The 18,198-nt window shown below is 69.1% G+C and carries 18 protein-coding genes and 2 rRNA genes; 9 read left to right on the forward strand and 11 right to left on the reverse strand.

Annotation, left to right across the window (positions count from 1 at the left end; translation table 11 throughout):
• The 4 genes from ABF401_RS08815 to ABF401_RS08830 all read left to right on the forward strand — a co-directional run.
• A 23S ribosomal RNA gene (locus tag ABF401_RS08815) occupies positions 1-385 on the forward strand; the annotation flags it as partial.
• A 72-nt stretch (positions 386-457) separates the two neighbouring features.
• Positions 458-574: ribosomal RNA gene (gene rrf, locus ABF401_RS08820) — 5S ribosomal RNA — on the forward strand.
• A 90-nt stretch (positions 575-664) separates the two neighbouring features.
• Entirely contained in the window at positions 665-1,036 is a 372-nt protein-coding gene (locus tag ABF401_RS08825) for a cupin domain-containing protein (RefSeq protein WP_353509173.1), read from the forward strand.
• Positions 1,033-2,178, forward strand: coding sequence for an adenosine deaminase (locus tag ABF401_RS08830; protein WP_353509174.1), 1,146 nt, complete (start codon positions 1,033-1,035; stop codon positions 2,176-2,178). Before ABF401_RS08825 ends, ABF401_RS08830 begins: the two co-directional genes overlap by 4 nt.
• Before the next feature lie 7 nt (positions 2,179-2,185).
• Here the strand turns inward: ABF401_RS08830 and ABF401_RS08835 are convergent, their stop codons facing one another.
• The 7 genes from ABF401_RS08835 to ABF401_RS08865 form a co-directional block, all read right to left on the reverse strand.
• The gene (locus tag ABF401_RS08835; RefSeq protein ID WP_353509223.1) at positions 2,186-2,857 is read right to left on the reverse strand and encodes an aspartate/glutamate racemase family protein; all 672 of its coding nucleotides are present in this window, start codon (positions 2,855-2,857) and stop codon (positions 2,186-2,188) included.
• Positions 2,858-2,868: 11 nt separating this feature from the next.
• Entirely contained in the window at positions 2,869-3,624 is a 756-nt protein-coding gene (locus ABF401_RS08840) for a uridine kinase family protein (RefSeq protein ID WP_353509175.1), read from the reverse strand.
• Positions 3,603-4,490 (reverse strand): aldehyde dehydrogenase family protein, encoded by an 888-nt coding sequence (locus tag ABF401_RS08845; protein ID WP_353509176.1) that lies wholly within the window; start codon positions 4,488-4,490, stop codon positions 3,603-3,605. The genes ABF401_RS08840 and ABF401_RS08845 overlap by 22 nt, the downstream gene beginning before the upstream one ends.
• Positions 4,487-5,962: an aldehyde dehydrogenase family protein gene (locus tag ABF401_RS08850; RefSeq protein ID WP_353509177.1), complete on the reverse strand. Its 1,476-nt coding sequence runs from the start codon at positions 5,960-5,962 to the stop codon at positions 4,487-4,489. Before ABF401_RS08850 ends, ABF401_RS08845 begins: the two co-directional genes overlap by 4 nt.
• A gap of 16 nt (positions 5,963-5,978) precedes the next feature.
• Positions 5,979-6,965, reverse strand: coding sequence for a deoxyribose-phosphate aldolase (gene deoC / locus ABF401_RS08855; protein ID WP_502908209.1), 987 nt, complete (start codon positions 6,963-6,965; stop codon positions 5,979-5,981).
• Positions 6,966-7,109: 144 nt separating this feature from the next.
• Entirely contained in the window at positions 7,110-8,798 is a 1,689-nt protein-coding gene (locus tag ABF401_RS08860) for a phospho-sugar mutase (protein WP_353509178.1), read from the reverse strand.
• On the reverse strand, positions 8,798-9,631 hold the full coding sequence (locus tag ABF401_RS08865) for a purine-nucleoside phosphorylase (protein WP_353509179.1): 834 nt from the start codon (positions 9,629-9,631) through the stop codon (positions 8,798-8,800). Before ABF401_RS08865 ends, ABF401_RS08860 begins: the two co-directional genes overlap by 1 nt.
• A gap of 107 nt (positions 9,632-9,738) precedes the next feature.
• Here ABF401_RS08865 and ABF401_RS08870 point away from each other — a divergent pair, with 107 nt between their 5' ends.
• Together ABF401_RS08870 and ABF401_RS08875 are read left to right on the forward strand one after the other, a co-directional pair.
• Positions 9,739-11,139, forward strand: coding sequence for an NAD(P)H-quinone dehydrogenase (locus tag ABF401_RS08870; protein ID WP_353509180.1), 1,401 nt, complete (start codon positions 9,739-9,741; stop codon positions 11,137-11,139).
• 103 nt (positions 11,140-11,242) lie between these two features.
• A complete protein-coding gene (locus ABF401_RS08875; protein ID WP_353509181.1) occupies positions 11,243-11,566 on the forward strand; it encodes an antitoxin in 324 nt (107 codons plus the stop codon).
• A 48-nt stretch (positions 11,567-11,614) separates the two neighbouring features.
• On the opposite strand, the gene ABF401_RS08880 is transcribed toward ABF401_RS08875, so the two are convergent.
• On the reverse strand, positions 11,615-13,411 hold the full coding sequence (locus ABF401_RS08880) for an acetyl/propionyl/methylcrotonyl-CoA carboxylase subunit alpha (RefSeq protein ID WP_353509182.1): 1,797 nt from the start codon (positions 13,409-13,411) through the stop codon (positions 11,615-11,617).
• 105 nt (positions 13,412-13,516) lie between these two features.
• On the opposite strand from ABF401_RS08880, the gene ABF401_RS08885 reads away from it, so the two are divergent.
• Together ABF401_RS08885 and ABF401_RS08890 are read left to right on the forward strand one after the other, a co-directional pair.
• On the forward strand, positions 13,517-14,044 hold the full coding sequence (locus ABF401_RS08885; protein WP_353509183.1) for a DUF3806 domain-containing protein: 528 nt from the start codon (positions 13,517-13,519) through the stop codon (positions 14,042-14,044).
• A gap of 10 nt (positions 14,045-14,054) precedes the next feature.
• Positions 14,055-14,921 (forward strand): tryptophan 2,3-dioxygenase, encoded by an 867-nt coding sequence (locus tag ABF401_RS08890; protein WP_353509184.1) that lies wholly within the window; start codon positions 14,055-14,057, stop codon positions 14,919-14,921.
• Positions 14,922-15,108: 187 nt separating this feature from the next.
• Here the strand turns inward: ABF401_RS08890 and ABF401_RS08895 are convergent, their stop codons facing one another.
• The 3 genes from ABF401_RS08895 to ABF401_RS08905 are packed head-to-tail and all read right to left on the reverse strand — an operon-like array spanning position 15,109 to position 16,901.
• Positions 15,109-15,570, reverse strand: coding sequence for a SufE family protein (locus ABF401_RS08895; protein WP_353509185.1), 462 nt, complete (start codon positions 15,568-15,570; stop codon positions 15,109-15,111).
• Positions 15,567-16,457, reverse strand: coding sequence for a sulfurtransferase (locus ABF401_RS08900; RefSeq protein ID WP_353509186.1), 891 nt, complete (start codon positions 16,455-16,457; stop codon positions 15,567-15,569). Before ABF401_RS08900 ends, ABF401_RS08895 begins: the two co-directional genes overlap by 4 nt.
• Before the next feature lie 45 nt (positions 16,458-16,502).
• Entirely contained in the window at positions 16,503-16,901 is a 399-nt protein-coding gene (locus tag ABF401_RS08905) for a MerR family transcriptional regulator (RefSeq protein ID WP_353509187.1), read from the reverse strand.
• A 105-nt stretch (positions 16,902-17,006) separates the two neighbouring features.
• On the opposite strand from ABF401_RS08905, the gene ABF401_RS08910 reads away from it, so the two are divergent.
• On the forward strand, positions 17,007-18,194 hold the full coding sequence (locus tag ABF401_RS08910; RefSeq protein ID WP_353509188.1) for an acyl-CoA dehydrogenase family protein: 1,188 nt from the start codon (positions 17,007-17,009) through the stop codon (positions 18,192-18,194).
• The last annotated feature ends 4 nt before the right edge of the window (positions 18,195-18,198 follow it).

Below are 18,198 nucleotides of genomic sequence, written 5' to 3' on the forward strand. Positions count from 1 at the left end.
GCATCCTGGGGCTGGAGTAGGTCCCAAGGGTTGGGCTGTTCGCCCATTAAAGCGGTACGCGAGCTGGGTTTAGAACGTCGTGAGACAGTTCGGTCCCTATCCGCTGTGCGCGTAGGAAACTTGAGAAGGGCTATCCCTAGTACGAGAGGACCGGGATGGACGAACCTCTGGTGTGTCAGTTGTTCTGCCAAGAGCACGGCTGATTAGCTACGTTCGGAAGTGATAACCGCTGAAAGCATCTAAGCGGGAAGCACGCTTCAAGATGAGGTTTCCATGGGCTTCGGCCCGAGAGGCTCCCAGCTAGACTACTGGGTTGATAGGCCAGATGTGGAAGTGCAGTAATGCATGCAGCTGACTGGTACTAATAAGCCGATAACTTGACATCACAAAGATGCTACGCGTCCACTGTGTGGTTCCCGAGATACGGTCGGGAACCCGATTGAAATCTCCATAGAGTTTCGGCTGTCATAGCGAAGGGGAAACGCCCGGCTCCATTCCGAACCCGGAAGCTAAGCCCTTCAGCGCCGATGGTACTGCACTGGTGACGGTGTGGGAGAGTAGGACGCAGCCGGACAACTTCTTTGAAACGCCCCATCGACTTCGGTCGATGGGGCGTTTCGCATGCCCTCCTCAGGGACCCGCACGCCGGGCTAAAGTTGGCGTCGTGCCCGAACTCATCTCTTCCCCGACCCGAATCCCAGTGCCCGGCGGCAAGCTCATCGAGGAGCACGTCGGTGCGGTCAACACGCCGGATGCCAGGCTGCAGGCCTCGGTCTCGGTCGCCCACATGAAAGCACCATCCGGCTGGTCGGAGCCCTACCAGACCCCGGACTTCGATGAGATCACCATCGTCCTGAGCGGCCTGGTGCTCGTCGACCACGATGGCGGCAGGCTGGAGGTCAACGCCGGGCAGACGGTCGTGGCGCGGGGCGGCGAGCGTATCCGCTACTCCTGCGGGCCTGACGGAGCCGAGTACGTCGCGGTGTGCCTACCCGCCTTCGCCGAGGCCGCGGCGCACCGAGAGGAGATCGCGTGACGCCTGAGACCGCACAGGCGGCCCCCAAGGTTCTCCTCCACGACCACCTCGATGGTGGCCTCCGTCCGCAGACGATCATCGACCTTGCTGAGGAGGTGGGCTACGGAGGGCTTCCGACCGACGACGCCGACTCGTGTCGCACCTGGTTCCGGCAGAGCGCCGACTCGGGCTCGCTGCCGCTCTATCTCGAGACCTTCGACCACACCCTCGCCGTCATGCAGACGGAAGCCGGCCTGCGTCGGGTGGCCCGGGAGTGCGTGGAGGACCTGGCTGCGGATGGGGTCGTCTACGCGGAGAGCCGGTATGCGCCCGAGCAGCATCTGACTCAGGGGCTGTCCCTCGAGGACGTCATCCAGTGCGTCAACACCGGCTTTCGGGAAGGCGAGGCGCTGGTCGCCGCGAGGGGTGGCCAGATCCGAGTCACGGCGCTCCTCACGGCCATGCGTCACGCCGCCAAGTCGACCGAGATAGCCGAGCTCGCCGTCCGATACCGCGATGATGGCGTCTCCGGCTTCGACATCGCCGGCGCCGAGGCCGGCTATCCGCCCACCCGTCACCTCGACGCCTTCGAGTACCTGCGGCGCGAGAACTCTCACTTCACCATCCATGCGGGCGAGGGGTTCGGCCTTCCGTCGATCTGGGAGGCGATTCAGTGGTGCGGCGCGGACCGCCTCGGGCACGGCGTCCGGATCGTCGACGACATCACCATCGAGGGCCGCCCCTTCGCCGAATGGCTGGACTCCCGGAAGCACGACCCGCGGGCCCTCGTCGATGTCGACCTCGAGGGGGTCACCCTCGGACGGCTGGCCGCGTACGTCCGGGACACCCGGATTCCGCTCGAGATGTGCCCGAGCAGCAACGTCCAGACCTCGGCTGCCCTGTCGATCGCGCTGCATCCGATCACATTGCTCAAGCGGCTGCGCTTCCGCGTGACCCTCAACACCGACAATCGCCTCATGAGCGACACGTCGATGTCGAAGGAGGCCCTGCTCCTGGCCCAGCAGGCCGACTGGGACCTCGCCGACCTCAGATGGGTCACCATCAATGCGATGAAGTCCGCGTTCATCCCGTTCGACCAGCGACTGGCCATCATCGAGGACGTGATCAAGCCCGGCTACCGGGAGCTGGGCCACCCGGTCTGAGCCCCGTTCACAAGGCTGCGGCGACTGCGGCCTCGACGTGCAGGCGCGTCGTCGGGAAGACGGGCACGGGCGAGTCGTCCTGACCGACGAGCAGCTCGATCTCGGTGCAGCCGAGAATGATGCCCTCCGCGCCGGCGTCCACGAGCCTGCCGATGACTCCGCGGAAGACCTCGCGCGAGGGCTCGGTGACCATGCCGACGCACAGCTCGTCATAGATGATGCGGTGCACCTCGGCGCGGTCGCCAGCCCCGGGCACGAGCACGGAAAGCCCGTGGGCCTCGAGGCGATCTCGCAGGAACGGCTGCTCCATGGTGTAGCCCGTGGCCAGCAGCCCCACGTGCCGCAGGCCGGCTGCCCGCACCGCGGCTGCCGTGACGTCGGCGATGTGCACGAACGGGAGGTCCGTCGCGGCAGTGATCTCATCGGCGACCCTGTGCATCGTGTTCGTGCACAGGACGAGCAGTTCGGCCCCACCACGCTCCAGCCCGCGCGCAGCTTCGGCGAGCAGCTGCCCCGCTGCAGTCCAGTCACCGGTGGCCTGCAGCCGCTCCACCTCCGCGAAGTCAACCGAGTGAAGCAGGATCCGCGCAGAGGCGAGCCCGCCGAAACGGTCACGCACGATCTCGTTGGCGAGCCGGTAGTACTGCGAAGTCGACTCCCAGCTCATCCCGCCGAGCATGCCGATCAGTCTCACCGGCTCGCCCCTCCCGCGACGAGGGCTCGTACCTGCGACTCCGCCTCGCGCGGAGTGACGCATCGGGCGCCGTGGGCCTGTGCCTGGGCGATGATGGCCGGCTCGGCCCGGAAGAGCGCGATGCCGCGTCGGACCAGAATGTGCGGAGGCTTGCGCCGCTCCGCGAGATCACGTGCCAGCCTCAGCACGAAGGTGACCCACCGCCATCGACGCACGCAGAGGGCGTCCGCAAGAAGACCCTCTGCCGCAAGCGGTTCCGTGAGCCGCGCGGCGAAGAGACCCTCGGCGAGGACGAAGTCGTCAGGAGCACAGGTGACGACGTGGCGTCCGGTGACCCGGGAGGCGCCGATGTCGTAGATCGGCACCTCGACCGAGCCGGCGTCGACGAGGGTACTCAGGGCCGCAACCGCCGAATGGACGTTCCACGAGTCGATGTGGTCCCAGTCCGGGATCCCCAGGGCCGATCTCGGCAGGCCCGGATCGTCGACCTCGCGGTAGAAGTCATTGAGGCGCACGACCGGCCAGCCGAGCGCGTCCCTGAGCCGGTTGGACAGCCGGCTCTTCCCGGCGCCGCTGGGGCCCGTGACGAGAATGACCCGTCGGCGGGTGCCAGACGCGTCACTGGGCCGTATGCCGCTGGGCTGGCTTCCGACACCACGTGACCACTCATCCCCCTTGGGTCCCGCCGCGCCCCCGTTCTCACCGGCAGTCCTCGGCGTGCCGGGCCCGGTCACAGGCCCTTGGGGTGCCACACCGTCTTCGTCTCGACGAAGGCGCGGATGCGGCCAAGGCCCGGATCCGTGGCCCAGTCGGGCTCGATGGCGACGCCAGCCGCGACCTCGGGACGCAGCACGCGCTTGAGGTTGCCGGCGGCCTCGGCCTCGAGAGCTCCCCACTCGAGCCCATCGGCGCCCGCCGCTCCGGTGAGGTCGATGGCGTTGACGTCACGGTGCGAGGCGAGCCACGGCGCGACCTCCTGCGTCTTGGCAGTGATGAGGTTGACGACGCCCCCAGGCACGTCCGAGGTGGCGAGGACCTCGCCAAAGGTGATGGCCGGCAGGGGGCGCGCCGCGGACGTGACGACGACCGCGGTGTTGCCCGTTGCCACGACGGGAGCAACGACGGAGACCAGGCCGAGCAGCGAAGAGGACTGTGGCGCAAGGATGCCCACGACACCCGTCGGCTCGGGGGCGGATACGTTGAAGAACGGACCGGCCACCGGGTTGAGATTGCCGAGGACCTGCGCGATCTTGTCCGTCCATCCGGCGTACCAGACGAGGCGGTCGACCGACGCGTCCACCACGGCGCCCGCGGCGCGCGCGCTCAGTCCCTCTCCGGCCGCCACCTCGTCGACGAACTGGGCTCTACGCCCCTCGAGCACTTCGGCCACCCGGTAGAGCACCTGGCCCCGGTTGTAGGCGGTCGCCCCCGCCCAGCCGGACAACGCGCCGCGCGCAGCGACGACGGCGTCGCGGACGTCCTTGCGGGAGCCCATCGATGCGTTGGCGAGAAAGTCGCCCTTCGCCGACACGACCTCATAGGAGCGACCTGACTCGCTGCGGGGAAACTTGCCGCCGATGTAGAGCTTGTACGTCTTTCGGACGTCGAGGCGGGTCATCGGGCGGCTCCCGTCGTCAGGGCTGCGGGCGTCGTCCTCACATAGGCGTCGAGGCCGTGGCGGCCTCCCTCGCGCCCGTAGCCGGACTCCTTGTACCCGCCGAACGGCGAGCTCGGGTCGAAGCGGTTGAAGGTGTTGGCCCAGACGACGCCGGCTCGCAGCTGGTCGGCCATCCAGAGGATCCGGGAGCCCTTCTCGGTCCAGACTCCCGCCGAGAGTCCGTAGGAGGTGTTGTTCGCCTTGGCGACCGCCTCCTGCGGGGTGCGGAACGTCAGCACCGACAGCACCGGTCCGAAGATCTCCTCGGTCGCGACGCGGTGGGTCTGGGAGACACCGGTCAGGACCGTGGGTGGGAACCAGTAGCCCCGCGTCGGAAGGGTGCACTCAGGGCTCCAGCGCTCCGCCCCCTCGGCCACTCCGGCCTCGACGAGAGAGGTGATCCGGTCGAGCTGGACCTTGCTGTTGATGGCGCCGAGGTCGCTGTTCTTGTCCATCGGGTCCCCGACGCGCAGCGTCTGGAGGCGGCGCTTGAGTCGGGCGACGACCGCGTCGTGGACGCTCTCCTGAACGAGCAGCCTCGATCCGGCACAGCACACCTGGCCCTGGTTGAAGAAGATGCCGTTGACGATGCCCTCGATCGCCTGGTCGATCGGTGCGTCGTCGAAGACGACGTTGGCGGCCTTGCCGCCGAGCTCGAGGGTCGCCTTCTTCGACGTGCCGGCGATGCGACGCGCGATGGCCTTGCCCACCTCGGTGGAGCCGGTGAAGGCGATCTTGTCGACGTCGGGGTGGTCGACGATGGCCTCGCCCGTGCTCCCGTCCCCCGTGATGATGTTGACGACCCCGGGGGGCAGGTCGGCCTGCTGGCACACCTCGGCGAACAGGAGCGCGGTCAGCGGCGTCGTTTCGGCCGGCTTGAGCACGACGGTGTTGCCGGTCGCGAGTGCTGGCGCGATCTTCCAGGCGAGCATGAGGAGCGGGAAGTTCCACGGGATGATCTGTCCGACCACGCCGTACGGTCGGGTCACGGTGCCGGGGGAACCAAGCCCAGCGGCATACGACAGCTTGTCGGCCCAGCCGGCGTGGTAGAAGAAGTGCGCTGCCGCGGTGGGGATGTCGACGTCGCGGGTCTCCTTGATGGGCTTGCCGTTGTCGAGCGTCTCGAGAACGGCGAACTCGCGGGAGCGCTCCTGCAGGATGCGGGCGATCCGGAAGAGGTACTTGCCGCGCTCGGCGCCGCTGATCCGGCCCCACGGGCCGTCGAAGGCGCGGCGGGCGGCGGCGACGGCCTTGTCGACGTCCTTGCGGCCGGCCTGGCTGACCTCCGCGAGGACCGTCTCGTCGGCCGGGTTGATCGTCTCGAAGGTGTCCTTCGGGCGCGTGAAGGAGCCGTCGATGTAGAGGCCGTACGACTTCTCGAGGGTGACGATCCCGCGCGACTCAGGGGCCGGCGCGTACTCGAACGTTGCCATCAGTACTGTCTCCCGGTCAGTCGAGCGTCACGTAGTCGGCGCCGGAGTAGGCCCCCGTCGCGAGCTTCTGTCGCTGCAGCAGCAGGTCGTTGAGCAGGCTCGAGGCGCCGAAGCGGAACCATTCCGGTGTCATCCAGTCATCGCCGGCGATCTCGTTGACGACGACGAGGTACTTGATCGCGTCCTTGGAGGTGCGGATCCCGCCCGCCGGCTTGACGCCGACCTGGACGCCGGTGAGGTCACGCCAGTCGCGGACAGCCTCGAGCATGAGGAGGGTCACGGGAAGGGTGGCGGCGGGGGAGACCTTGCCCGTCGAGGTCTTGATGAAGTCGCCTCCGGCCAACATCGACAGGTAGGAGGCGCGCCGGACGTTGTCGTAGGTCACGAGCTCGCCTGTCTCCATGATGACCTTGAGGTGCGCCTCGCCGCAGGCCTGCTTGATCTCGGCAATCTGGCTGAAGACGGTGAGGTAGTCGCCCGAGAGAAAGGCTCCGCGGTCGATGACCATGTCGATCTCGTCGGCGCCGGCCTGGACGGCGGCGCGAGTGTCGGCCAGCTTGACCTCCATGGAGGCCCGTCCCGACGGGAAGGCCGTGGCTACCGCAGCCACGTGAATCCCGCTGTCGCCCAAGGCTTCTTTCGCCGTGGCCACCATGTCGCCGTAGACGCAGATCGCTGCCGGGGTGGGAGTCGTCGGGTCGAGCGGGTCCGGGACGCGCGCCTTCGCGCAGAGCGAGCGGACCTTGCCGACGGTGTCGGCGCCCTCGAGGGTCGTCAGGTCGATCATGCTGATCGCCGTGTCGATGGCCCACGCCTTGGCCGTCGTCTTGATCGAGCGGGTCCCGAGCGACGCCGCGCGTGCCTCGCAGCCCACCTGGTCGACGCCGGACAGGCCGTGCAGCCACGAGGTGAGCGCGTGGTTGGTCAGGCGCGAGACCCCGAGGAGCTCGCGCGCCTGGGCGGTGAGCTCCTGCGCGCTGCGTGTCGTGGTGCTGACTGTCACCCGGCGAGTCTACCCACGGCCCGAATCCCGCGACTCAGTCCGCGACCGAACCCCCTGCGCAACACACCGAGCAGTCGACAAGTCGCTACGGAAATAACCCCAAGGAGTTGTCGACTGCTCGGTGTGTTGCGGGGGGCGGGGAGGTCAGCGGAGGGCGGTGAGGCGCTCGAACTCGGCCCGGATCGCCGCCAGCCGGTCCGCTGCGGCCGCTCGGGACGCAGCGAGGTCGCCAGCGGCTGGGACGGGCTCGATCACCTCGAGGTAGACCTTGACCTTCGGCTCGGTGCCACTAGGACGGACGATGATCCGCGACTCGTCAGCGAGATAGTAGCGCAGGCCTTCCGTGGGAGGGAGCCCACCGTCACCGGCCGAGAGGTCGTCCACGCGCGTGACCGCGGTGCCGGCCACCGAGGTCGGCGGCGCGTGACGCAGCTGGCGCATGACCGCCTCGGTCTCGGTCAGGTCCGAGACGCGCACCGAGAACGAGTCCGTCGCGTGGACGCCGTGGACGAGGGCGAGGTCGTCCAGGACGTCGGTGAGATGCCGGCCCTCCGCCTTGAGGGTCGCCGCCAGCTCGGCGAGCAGCAGCGCCGCACTGACGCCGTCCTTGTCCCGAACGAGGTGGGGCGCGACGCAGTAGCCGAGAGCCTCCTCGTAGCCGTAGCGCAGCCCGTCGACGCGCGAGATCCACTTGAAGCCGGTCAGGGTCTCCTCGTGCCGGATCCCCGCGGCCCTGGCGATCGCGGCGAGCAGGCGTGAGGACACGATGGAGTTCGCGAACACGTCACCGCGCTGGACCCCACGGTCCACGATGTGCGCCCCGAGGAGTGCGCCGACCTCGTCACCACGCAGCATCCGCCAGTCGCCGAAGCCAGGGTCGAGCACCGCTGCCGCGCACCGATCGGCGTCGGGGTCGTTGGCGATGACGAGGTCGCAGCGCTGGGTCCGAGCCTGGTTGAGGGCGAGGTCGATGGCGCCCTTCTCCTCGGGGTTCGGGAAGGCGACGGTCGGGAAGTCGGGATCCGGGACGGCTTGCTCGTCGACGGGCGTCGGCAGCTCGAACCCTGCCTGGAGGAACGCCGCTGCAACAGTGCCGTGCCCGACCCCGTGCAGACTCGTGTGCACGCAGTGGAGGTCACGGGGTGAGTCGGGGTCGACGACGGTGACGACCGCGTCGACGTAGTCCTGCACGAGGCCCTCACCGAGGGTCTCCCACCCGTCGGGGGCGAGGGGAACGCTCGCCACCGACGGAACGGCGGCGATGTGAGCTGCGATCTGGGCGTCCGCCGGCGGCACGATCTGGCTGCCGTCGCCGAGGTAGACCTTGTAGCCGTTGTCCTGGGGCGGGTTGTGGCTGGCCGTGACCATGACGCCTGCGTCGGCGCCGAGGTGCCGGATTGCGAAGGCGAGCACCGGTGTGGGCAGGGGTTTGGGCAGGAGCAGAGCGCGCCCGCCTGCTGCGACGACGACCGATGCGGTGTCGCGGGCGAAGACGTCGGAGTTGTAGCGGGCGTCGAAGCCGATGACGACGAGGGGGTCGTCACCGGCTTGCCCCTCGGACCTGAGGTAGGCGATGAGCCCGGCTGCCGCGCGGATGACGACGCTGCGGTTCATCCGGTTGGGACCGGCCCCGAGGGCGCCACGCAGCCCGGCGGTGCCGAACTCGAGCATGCCGGAGAAGCGGTCGGCCAGCTCGTCCCTGGCCCGGTCCGAGCCGGCCTCAACCCCGCCGATGAGGGAGTCGAGCTCGCCTCGCGTCGTCGCGTCGGGGTCGTCGTCACGCCAGGCCCGCGCTGCGGCGATCAGGTCGGCAGAGGTGTTGGTCGCGGTCATCAGAGGCGCCTCACGATGGTGGAGAGCAGGTCGGCGCAGCGGCCGGACGCCGCCTGACCCGCCTCGAGCACCTCGTCGTGGCTGAGCGGCTTGTCACTGATCCCGGCCGCGAGGTTGGTGACGAGGGAGATGCCGAGCACCTCGAGACCGACCTGCCGTGCCGCGATCGCTTCCAGTCCGGTCGACATTCCGACGAGGTCGCCGCCGAGGATCTTGGCCATGCGGACCTCTGCCGGAGTCTCGTACTGCGGTCCGCGGAACTGGACGTAGACGCCCTCCTCGAGCGTGGGGTCGACCTCGCGCGCGATCTCCCGCAGACGCGGCGAGTAGAGGTCGGTGACGTCGACGAAGTTCGGGCCCTCGATCGGTGACTGCGCCGAGAGGTTGATGTGGTCGCGGATGAGGACCGTCGTGCCCGGCTGCCACTGCGGATTGAGCCCGCCGCAGCCGTTGGTGAGGATGATCGTCGAGCATCCGGCGGCGTGGGCCGTCCTCACGGCGTGGACGACCGGGCGGACGCCCCGACCCTCGTAGAAGTGGGTCCGCGAGCCATAGACGAGGGCGCGTCGCCCCGTGTCGCCGATGGCGACCGACTGCATCGTCCTCGAGTGCCCCTCGACCGCCGCTGCGTAGAAGCCGGGGACGTCGGCATTGTCCACCGTGGCGACCGTCTCGCCGATGAGGTCGCCTGCCTGTCGCCAGCCGGAGCCGAGGACGAGGGCCACGTCGTGACGAGCGGCTCCCGTCCGCTCCGCGATGACGGCTGCAGCCTGCTTGGCCACCTCGAACGGGTCGGTGGCAGGGTCATTGAGTTCGAAGGACGCAGTGCTCACGCTGCGACTCTAGCGACGTCCCCGGCGCGGCGGCTCGAAGCGGGAGGCCACGTCGGGCTGGCAGCCGACTCAGCGGCATACGGCCTCGTCGGTGGTTGGATGAGCAGGTGATCACGCGAGAGACGACGGTTGTCATCATCGGTGGCGGCCCCGGCGGCTACGAGGCGGCGCTCGTCGGTGCGCAGCTCGGCGCGAACGTCACCATCATCGAGAGGCTCGGGGTCGGTGGCGCTGCGGTGCTCACGGACTGCGTGCCGAGCAAGGCCCTGATCGCAACCGCCGACTACATGTCCGACTTCGAGGTTGCGGGCGGGCTCGGCGTCCGCCTCACCGACGACGAGGGAGATGTCGTCGACGACGTCGTCGCCCAGCCGCAGACCGTCAACGAGCGGATCCTCGCGCTGGCAGCGGCCCAGAGTGCCGACATCCACGACGGCCTCGAGCGCGCCGGCGTGCGGATCATCAGCGGGACGGCACGTCTTGCGGCGCGAGACCGGGTCTTCGCGGAGACCGACTCAGGGTCGGAGGAGATCGCTGCGGACGTCGTCCTCGTCGCGACGGGAGCGACTCCACGGGTCCTGCCGACTGCCGTCCCGGACGGGGAGCGCATCCTGACCTGGCAGCAGATCTACTCCCTCACCGAGCTGCCGGAGCGCATCGTCGTCATCGGCTCTGGTGTCACGGGTGCCGAACTCGCCCAGGCCTTCCTCGGTCTCGGCTCCGAGGTCGTGCTCGTCTCGTCGCGGGACCGGGTGCTCCCGGGGGAGGACGCCGACGCGGCGACAGTGATCGAAGAGGTCTTCCGCAAGCGCGGGATGGAGGTGCTCAGCCGGTCCCGCGCGGCGGGGGTGGAGCGGACTCCCTCGGGGGTCGTCGTGCGCCTCGAGGACGGCCGCACGGTCGAGGGTAGCCATGCCCTGCTCGCCGTCGGTTCCATCCCGGCGACGGGTGGCATCGGCCTCGAGGAGCTGGGTGTCGGGCTGAGCGAGTCGGGGCACGTCCAGGTCGACCGGGTGTCTCGGACGTCCGTGCCGGGAATCTATGCGGCCGGGGACTGCACCGGCGTGCTGCCACTCGCCTCCGTCGCGGCGATGCAGGGCCGGATCGCCATGTGGCACGCCCTGGGGGCCGCCGTCGCGCCGCTCAACGTCCGCGGGGTCGCGGCCACCATCTTCACCGAGCCCGAGATCGCCACGGTCGGCATCGGACAGGTCGCTGCCGACGAGACCCCTGACGTCCAGTCGGTGACGCTCCCGCTCTCGCGCAACCCGCGGGCGAAGATGCAGGGCATCACCGACGGCTTCGTCAAGCTCTTCTGCCGCACCGGCTACGGGACGGTGCTTGGCGGGGTCGTCGTCGCGCCGAAGGCCTCGGAGCTGATCCACCCCGTCGCCCTGGCCGTGCAGAACCGGCTCAACGTCGACCAGGTGGCGAGCACCATCACCGTCTATCCGTCCCTGTCCGGCTCCATCGCGGAGGCGGCCCGGCAGCTGCATCAGCCGGAGTGAGGCCGCGGGGGCCGTCTCCTTTCAGCCGCGTCGCAACCGCCCCTGAGGTGTGCCAGAGGCGTAGCGTCGGGACAGCAGGGGTACTCATCACCAGGGGAGAACCATGAGCAGCTGGATCGACAAGGCGAAGGACTTCATCAAGGGCAACCCGGACAAGGCGAGGGACGCCCTGGAGAAGGCAGAAGACGTGGCCAGCGAGCGGACCGGCGGCGCCTACGCCGAATACATCGACCAGAGTTCCGATCTGGTCAGCGAGAAGCTGGGGCTGCCTCCCGAGACCGAGGTCACACCTGCGCCCGTGCCAGCTCCTGAACCGGCACCCGACCCCGCTCCTGGGCCCGCTCCCAGTGGCGGCGCCACTCCGGACCTGCCGTCCGACGGCGGGACCACCTTGGGCGACCCGCCGCCCGCAGCACCGTCACGCTGACCCGATCCGGTTGGGGTCCGCACGGAGTCGGGGGATGGATGGAGGGCCTCAGGCCTCTGCGGCGTCCTTGATCTCGGCGAGGACGGAGCCGGACGTGACGGTCTCGCCGACGGCCGCCTTGAGGCCGGTGACGACCCCGGACTTGTGGGCGTTGATCGGCTGCTCCATCTTCATCGCCTCGAGCACGATGACGAGGTCGCCCTCCGCGACCGTCGCGCCCTCCTCGACAGCGAGCTTGACGATGGTGCCCTGCATCGGCGCGGTGAGTGAGTCGCCCGAGGCTGCGGCACCGCCCCTGCTGCCACCGGAGCGCTTCGGCGCCTTCTTCTTCGCCGTCCCGGCACCGCCACCCCCACCGAGGGACAGCCCACCCGGCAGAGACACCTCGAGGCGCTTGCCGCCGACCTCGACGACGATCGTCTGGCGCTCAGCCACGTCCTCTTCCGCGCCGTCAGCGGAAGCAGGCCCAGCGGCATACGGCTCGATGGTGTTGTCGAACTCCGTCTCGATCCAGCGGGTGTGCACGGTGAACGGCGACCCGTCCGAGGGAGCGAACGCCTCGTCCGCGACCACGGCGCGGTGGAACTCCGTGACGGTCGGCATCCCCTCGATGACGAGCTCGCCGAGCGCGCGTCGCGCCCGCTCGATGGCCTGGCTGCGGTCGCGGCCGGTGACGATGAGCTTGGCGATCATCGAGTCGAAGGCGCCGGCCACGGTGTCGCCCTCGACGAGGCCGGCGTCCCAACGCACGCCGGGCCCCTGCGGGACGACCATGCGCGTCACCGTGCCCGGTGCCGGCAGGAAGCCGCGCCCGGCGTCCTCACCGTTGATCCGGAACTCGATCGAGTGCGCATGGGGCTCGGGGTCGGTGAACGTCAGCGGCTCACCGCTCGCGATCCGGAACTGCTCGCGGACGAGGTCGATGCCGGTGACCTCCTCGGTGACCGGGTGCTCGACCTGGAGACGCGTGTTGACCTCGAGGAAGCTGATCCCGCCGTCCTGACCGACGAGGAACTCGCACGTGCCGGCGCCGACGTAGCCCGCCTCGCGCAGGATCGCCTTCGAGGCGCGGACCAGCTCGGTGTGCTGCGACTCCGAGATGAACGGGGCGGGCGCCTCCTCGACGAGCTTCTGGTTGCGGCGCTGGAGCGAGCAGTCCCGGGTCGACACGACGACGACGTTGCCGTGGTGGTCGGCCAGGCACTGGGTCTCGACATGGCGCGGCTTGTCGAGGAAGCGCTCGACGAAGCACTCGCCGCGGCCGAACGCCGTCACGGCCTCGCGCACGGCGGAGTCGTAGAGGTCGGGGATCTCCTCGATGGTGCGGGCCACCTTGAGCCCGCGGCCCCCGCCGCCGTAGGCCGCCTTGATCGCGACCGGCAGCCCGTGCTCCGTCGCGAAGGCCACCACCTCGTCCGGTCCCGACACCGGGTCGTTGGTGCCGGGGACGAGTGGAGCGTTGGCCTTCGTCGCGATGTGCCGGGCCTTGACCTTGTCGCCCAGGGCGTCGATGGCATCGGGCCCCGGGCCGATCCAGGTGAGGCCCGCGTCGATCACGGCCTGCGCGAAGTGGGCGTTCTCTGCGAGGAAGCCGTAACCGGGGTGGACCGCGTCCGCGCCCGACTGCTTCGCGATGTCGATCAGCTTCTCCTGGGCCAGGTAGCTGTCGGCCGGGGTGGCCCCACCCAGCGCGTAGGCCTCGTCCGCGACCTTGACGTGCAGCGCGTCCCGGTCCGGCTCCGCGTAGACCGCCACCGACCCGATGCCTGAGTCCTTGCAGGCTCGCGCGATGCGCACTGCGATCTCACCACGGTTAGCGATCAGGACCTTGCTGATGGAAGCCATGCGTCGGACTTTAGCGCCTCGGTGTCGCCGCAAAATCTGCCGTCCGGGGCATTCCTCGCCATCGTGTAGTGAGGTCTGGCACATACCGGGGCGTACGTTGGCGGCATGGGTCTCTTCTCGCGCAGGAGCACGGAGAAGCGCGCTGAGACGGACGGTGAACCCGGAAGGGGAGCCACCCCCGTCGAGGCATCACCGGTCGAGCTGCCGGAGGACGGCCGCCCCGTGTCGGCGCCTCTGTCAGAGGTGGAGCGATCGCGGATCGCTCGCGGCCTCGACGCGCTCGCCGCACGAGGCATCGACGTCGACGACCTCGCGGCGATCGGTGCGGCCTACGACCTCGCGTTCGCCGACGCGCGGGGCGGGTCGGGCCAGGGCGCCGCGGAGGCCGTCGAGCTCTTCGGCGTCGCCATCGGCGAGCACCTTGCCCGCCACAGCGCGCGCCGCTGGGGCGTCGTCACCGATGTCTTCGGCACCGACCTCGGCCTCACGGACGCGGGCGGCGACACCGTCATCGTTCCCCACAACCTCGTCAGCGCTCGCTGGATGAGAAGAGAGACGGGCTGGATCCCGGGCGTCGTCGGGCACCTCGTGACACTCCGTCCCGCGCCCGTGCGTCCACGGGATGAGACCTAGGATTCCGACCATGAGCGCCAACGCTGCTGACTCGCGGAGCAAACGTGACCTGGAGGGCGGGATCCAGCGGGACTTCCGACGCAGGCTGTCGTACGGGGACTACCTGCACCTGGACCGGCTGCTCTCCGCACAGGTACCGCTCAGCGATCCTCCCCAGCACGACGAGCTGCTCTTCATCATCCAGCACCAGACCTCGGAGCTGTGGCTCAAGCTGCTCGTCCACGAGCTGCGCTCTGCCAGAGCGCTGCTCGGCCAGGACGACCTGGCCCCGGCACTCAAACGGCTCGCCCGTGTCAAGCACGTCCAGCACACGCTCACTGACCAGTGGTCCGTGCTCGCGACGCTGACACCGAGCGAGTACGCCGAGATCCGCCCCTTCCTCGCGACGAGCTCCGGCTTCCAGTCGGCGCAGTACCGCGAGGTGGAGTTCCTCCTCGGCAACAAGAACGCCGACATGGTCGAGGTCTTCGGCCACGATCCGAAGGCGCAGTCCGAGCTGCGGACCCTACTTCACGAACCGAGCCTCTACGACGGCTTCCTCGCTTACCTCGCTCGCCGCGGTTATGCCGTGCCGGAGGCGCTGCTGAACCGCGACTGGTCGCAGCCCTACGTCCACCACGAGGGCCTCGTCGACGTCTTCGCCGAGGTCTACGCCGCCCCGCACGACCACTGGGGCGTCTACGAGACGTGCGAGGAGCTCGTCGACGTCGAGGACAACTTCCAGCAGTGGCGGTTCCGGCACCTGCAGGTGGTCCAACGCACCATCGGGCAGAAGACGGGCACGGGCGGCTCGACCGGCGTGGACTTCCTGCGCCGCGCCCTCGACCTGACCTTCTTCCCCGAGCTCTACGAGGTGCGCACCCGCATCGGCTCCTGACCGTCCCGGCTGCGTCCCGCTCCCCACTCGACGACTCAGTCCCGGTCGAGTGTGCGCTTCGTGCCCGGCGGCAACTGCACACTCCACGAACGGGTGTCGCGGGGCTGGTCCAAGATCCCGTGGTATGCCGCTGAGCTCGCTCTCGCACGAAAGCGCGCTCAGCGGCATACCACCTACTTCGTCCTCGTCAGCTGGTCTTGGCGCGCACCTGACGCTTGATGCGGGCGAGCATCGCCGCCATGCCGCGCAGCCGCAGCGGGGAGACGGCCTCGGCCAGCCCGAACCGCATGGGCACGTCGTCCGGGACGGCCAGGACCTCCGCCGCGGTGAGGCCGTCGAGTCCCTCGTGGAGGATGCCGGCGAAACCTCGGGTCGTCGGCGACTCCGAGGGTGCGTCGAAGAAGAGGTGGACGCTGCGACCGGTCAGCGATTCACCATCGTCGACCTCGACGATGAGGAACAGCGGCGTCTGGCACTCGTCGACCCGCTCGAGCTTGTCGAGCTGGCCCTGGTACCGCTCCGGCAGGTCCGGCAGCTCGTCGCTGAACTCCAGCAGGAGCTGCAGCTTGAGGTCGTTGGTCGCCGACCGGAAGTCGTCAGCGATCTCGGCCAACGACGTGGGGAGTCCGGAAAGCTCGGTGCTCGTCACCGCTCGATGGGCACGCGCACGGCGTTGCCCCACTCCGTCCAGGAACCGTCGTAGTTGCGCACCGACTGGAAGCCGAGCAGGTGGGTGAGGACGAACCAGGTGTGCGACGAGCGCTCCCCGATGCGGCAGTAGGCGACGACGTCGTCGTCGGGCGCGAGGCCCTGCTCGCGAAGGTAGATGTCCTCGAGCGCCTCGCGGGACTTGAAGGTCCCGTCGTCGTTGGCGGCGCGGGCCCACGGAACCGACTTCGCGCCGGGGATGTGGCCGCCGCGCATCGCCCCCTCCTGGGGGTAGTCGGGCATGTGGAGCAGCTCGCCGGAGTACTCGCCGGGGGAGCGGACATCGACCATCGGCTTGCCGATGTGGTCCAGGACCTCCTCCTTGAAGGCGCGGATGGGCGCGTCGTCGCGCTCGGCGACCGGGTAGCTCGCCGGCTTCGGCGTCGGGACGTCCCGCGTCAGCTCGCGACCCTCGGCGATCCACTTGGCCCGGCCGCCGTCGAGGAGCCGGACGTCGTCGTGTCCGAACAGGCTGAGGACCCACAGCGCGTAGGCCGCCCACCAGTTCGACTTGTCGCCGTAGATGACGACCGTCGTGTCGCGTGAGATGCCGCGTGAACCCATGACCTCGGCGAACCGGGCCCCGTCGACGTAGTCCCGCGAAACGGGGTCGTTGAGGTCGAGGTGCCAGTCGATCTTGAGGGCTCCGGGGATGTGGCCGGTGTCGTAGAGCAGGACGTCCTCGTCCGACTCGAGCAGGGCGATGCCGTCGGGACCGCCGATCCGGCCCTCCTCGATCTGCTCGGCGAGCCATTCCGTGGTGACCAGCCGCTCGGGGTGCGCGTAGGCCGCGATCTTGGTCTCCGCGGTCGTGTCTTCGACAGTCATGCTGTCCATGGTGTCACGGCTGGCCGAACGCAAGACATGGGGTGGTCATAACGTCGAGTTTTGGCCGAGGCGGTCCAGATCGGCTTGGCAGCGCCGCTCGAACTCGCCGAGCTCGGCGATCGCGTCCTGGACGTCCTTGAGTCGCTGCTCGAGGTCGGACCGCCGCACGTCGATCTGGCCGAGCACGTACTCGAGCTGGGCGCGGCGGCCCCGCGGCGCGTCGAACAGGTCGATGATGGTGCGGATCTCCTCGAGCGGGAAGCCGAGCCGCTTGCCGCGCAGAATGAGGTTCAGGCGCGTCCGGTCGCGCCGGTGGTAGATGCGCTGGGTCCCGCGCCGCTCAGGGGTGATGAGGCCGAGGTCCTCGTAGTGGCGAATGGCGCGATGCGTCACGCCGAACTCGTCGGCGATCTGGGCGATGGTCCAGGTCGGGCCACTTGTCATGGACTTGATAATGCTTTACGTTTACGTAAGCGTCAACTGTCAGGGGCTCTGCCCCCGACTGCCCCGAAAGACCCGCGTGACCGGGTGGTCGTGGAAGGAGCAGGCATGTTCGAGCTGAGCCAGGAGCACGAGGACTTCCGCAAGGTGGTCCGCGACTTCGCCGAGAAGGAGGTCGCGCCCAACATCGCGAAGTGGGATGCGGAGAGCCACTTCCCGACCGACCTCGTTCCCAAGATGGGCGAGCTCGGCCTGTTCGGGCTCGTCGTGCCGGAGCAGTACGGCGGCAGCGCCGGCGCAGGGCAGGGCGACTTCACCAGCCTCTGCGTGGCCATCGAGGAGCTCGGCCGCGTCGACCAGTCGATCGGGATCACCCTGTCCGCGGGAGTCGGGCTCGGCATCAACCCGATCCTCACCTACGGCAACGACGAGCAGAAGCGGCGCTTCCTGCCCGACCTCGTGGCGGGCCGTGCGCTGGCAGGCTTCGGCCTCACGGAGCCCGAGGCCGGCTCGGACGCGGCCGCAACGAGGACACGCGCCGCCCGGGACGGCCATGAGTGGGTCATCAACGGCGCCAAGGCGTTCATCACCAACTCCGGCACCGACATCACGTCAGTCGTGACGGTGACGGCCCGGACCGGGACGAACGAGGACGGCACCGCCCAGATCTCCGCGATCCTGGTCCCGTCAAGCACGCCGGGGTTCACCGTGGAGCCCGCCTACCACAAGCTCGGCTGGCACGTCTCCGACACGCACGGCCTCACGTTCGAGGACTGCCGGGTCCCTCTCGAGAACCTGCTCGGCGACGAGGGCGAGGGGTTCAAGCAGTTCCTCAAGACCCTCGACGACGGCCGGATCGCCATCTCCGCGCTCGCGGTCGGCTGCGCGCAGGCCTGTCTCGAGCTCGCCACCGACTACGCCAAGACCCGCATGGCCTTCGGCCGGCCCATCGGCGTCAACCAGGGCGTCTCCTTCCAGCTCGCCGACCTCGCCGTCATGGTCGAGGCTGCCCGCACCTTGACCTACAAGGCCGCGTGGCTCAAGGACGAGCTCCACGAGGGCCGCCGCTCCGTCAAGGAGGTCAAGCACGCCGCCGCGATCGCCAAGCTCTACTCGACGGAGGCGGCCGTCTCGGCCACCCGCATCGCCACCCAGGTCTTCGGTGGCAACGGCTTCATGGAGGAGTTTCCCGTGGCGCGTTTCTACCGGGACGCCAAGATCCTCGAGATCGGCGAGGGTACCTCCGAGGTCCAGCGCATGCTCATCGCGCGCGGGCTCGGCCTCCCGCAGTCCTGAGCTC

This window comes from Intrasporangium sp., from assembly GCF_040414665.1.
GTDB lineage: Bacteria > Actinomycetota > Actinomycetes > Actinomycetales > Dermatophilaceae > Intrasporangium.

Coding starts and splice junctions, on each gene's coding strand:
- ABF401_RS08835 (WP_353509223.1), bottom strand. CDS start 2,857: ATGCTCGGCGGGATGAGCTGGGAGTCGACTTCGCAGTACTACCGGCTC.
- ABF401_RS08875 (WP_353509181.1), top strand. CDS start 11,243: ATGAGCAGCTGGATCGACAAGGCGAAGGACTTCATCAAGGGCAACCCG.
- ABF401_RS08900 (WP_353509186.1), bottom strand. CDS start 16,457: ATGACTGTCGAAGACACGACCGCGGAGACCAAGATCGCGGCCTACGCG.
- ABF401_RS08890 (WP_353509184.1), top strand. CDS start 14,055: ATGAGCGCCAACGCTGCTGACTCGCGGAGCAAACGTGACCTGGAGGGC.
- ABF401_RS08860 (WP_353509178.1), bottom strand. CDS start 8,798: ATGACCGCGACCAACACCTCTGCCGACCTGATCGCCGCAGCGCGGGCC.
- ABF401_RS08850 (WP_353509177.1), bottom strand. CDS start 5,962: ATGGCAACGTTCGAGTACGCGCCGGCCCCTGAGTCGCGCGGGATCGTC.
- ABF401_RS08845 (WP_353509176.1), bottom strand. CDS start 4,490: ATGACCCGCCTCGACGTCCGAAAGACGTACAAGCTCTACATCGGCGGC.
- ABF401_RS08885 (WP_353509183.1), top strand. CDS start 13,517: ATGGGTCTCTTCTCGCGCAGGAGCACGGAGAAGCGCGCTGAGACGGAC.
- ABF401_RS08880 (WP_353509182.1), bottom strand. CDS start 13,411: ATGGCTTCCATCAGCAAGGTCCTGATCGCTAACCGTGGTGAGATCGCA.
- ABF401_RS08905 (WP_353509187.1), bottom strand. CDS start 16,901: ATGACAAGTGGCCCGACCTGGACCATCGCCCAGATCGCCGACGAGTTC.
- ABF401_RS08910 (WP_353509188.1), top strand. CDS start 17,007: ATGTTCGAGCTGAGCCAGGAGCACGAGGACTTCCGCAAGGTGGTCCGC.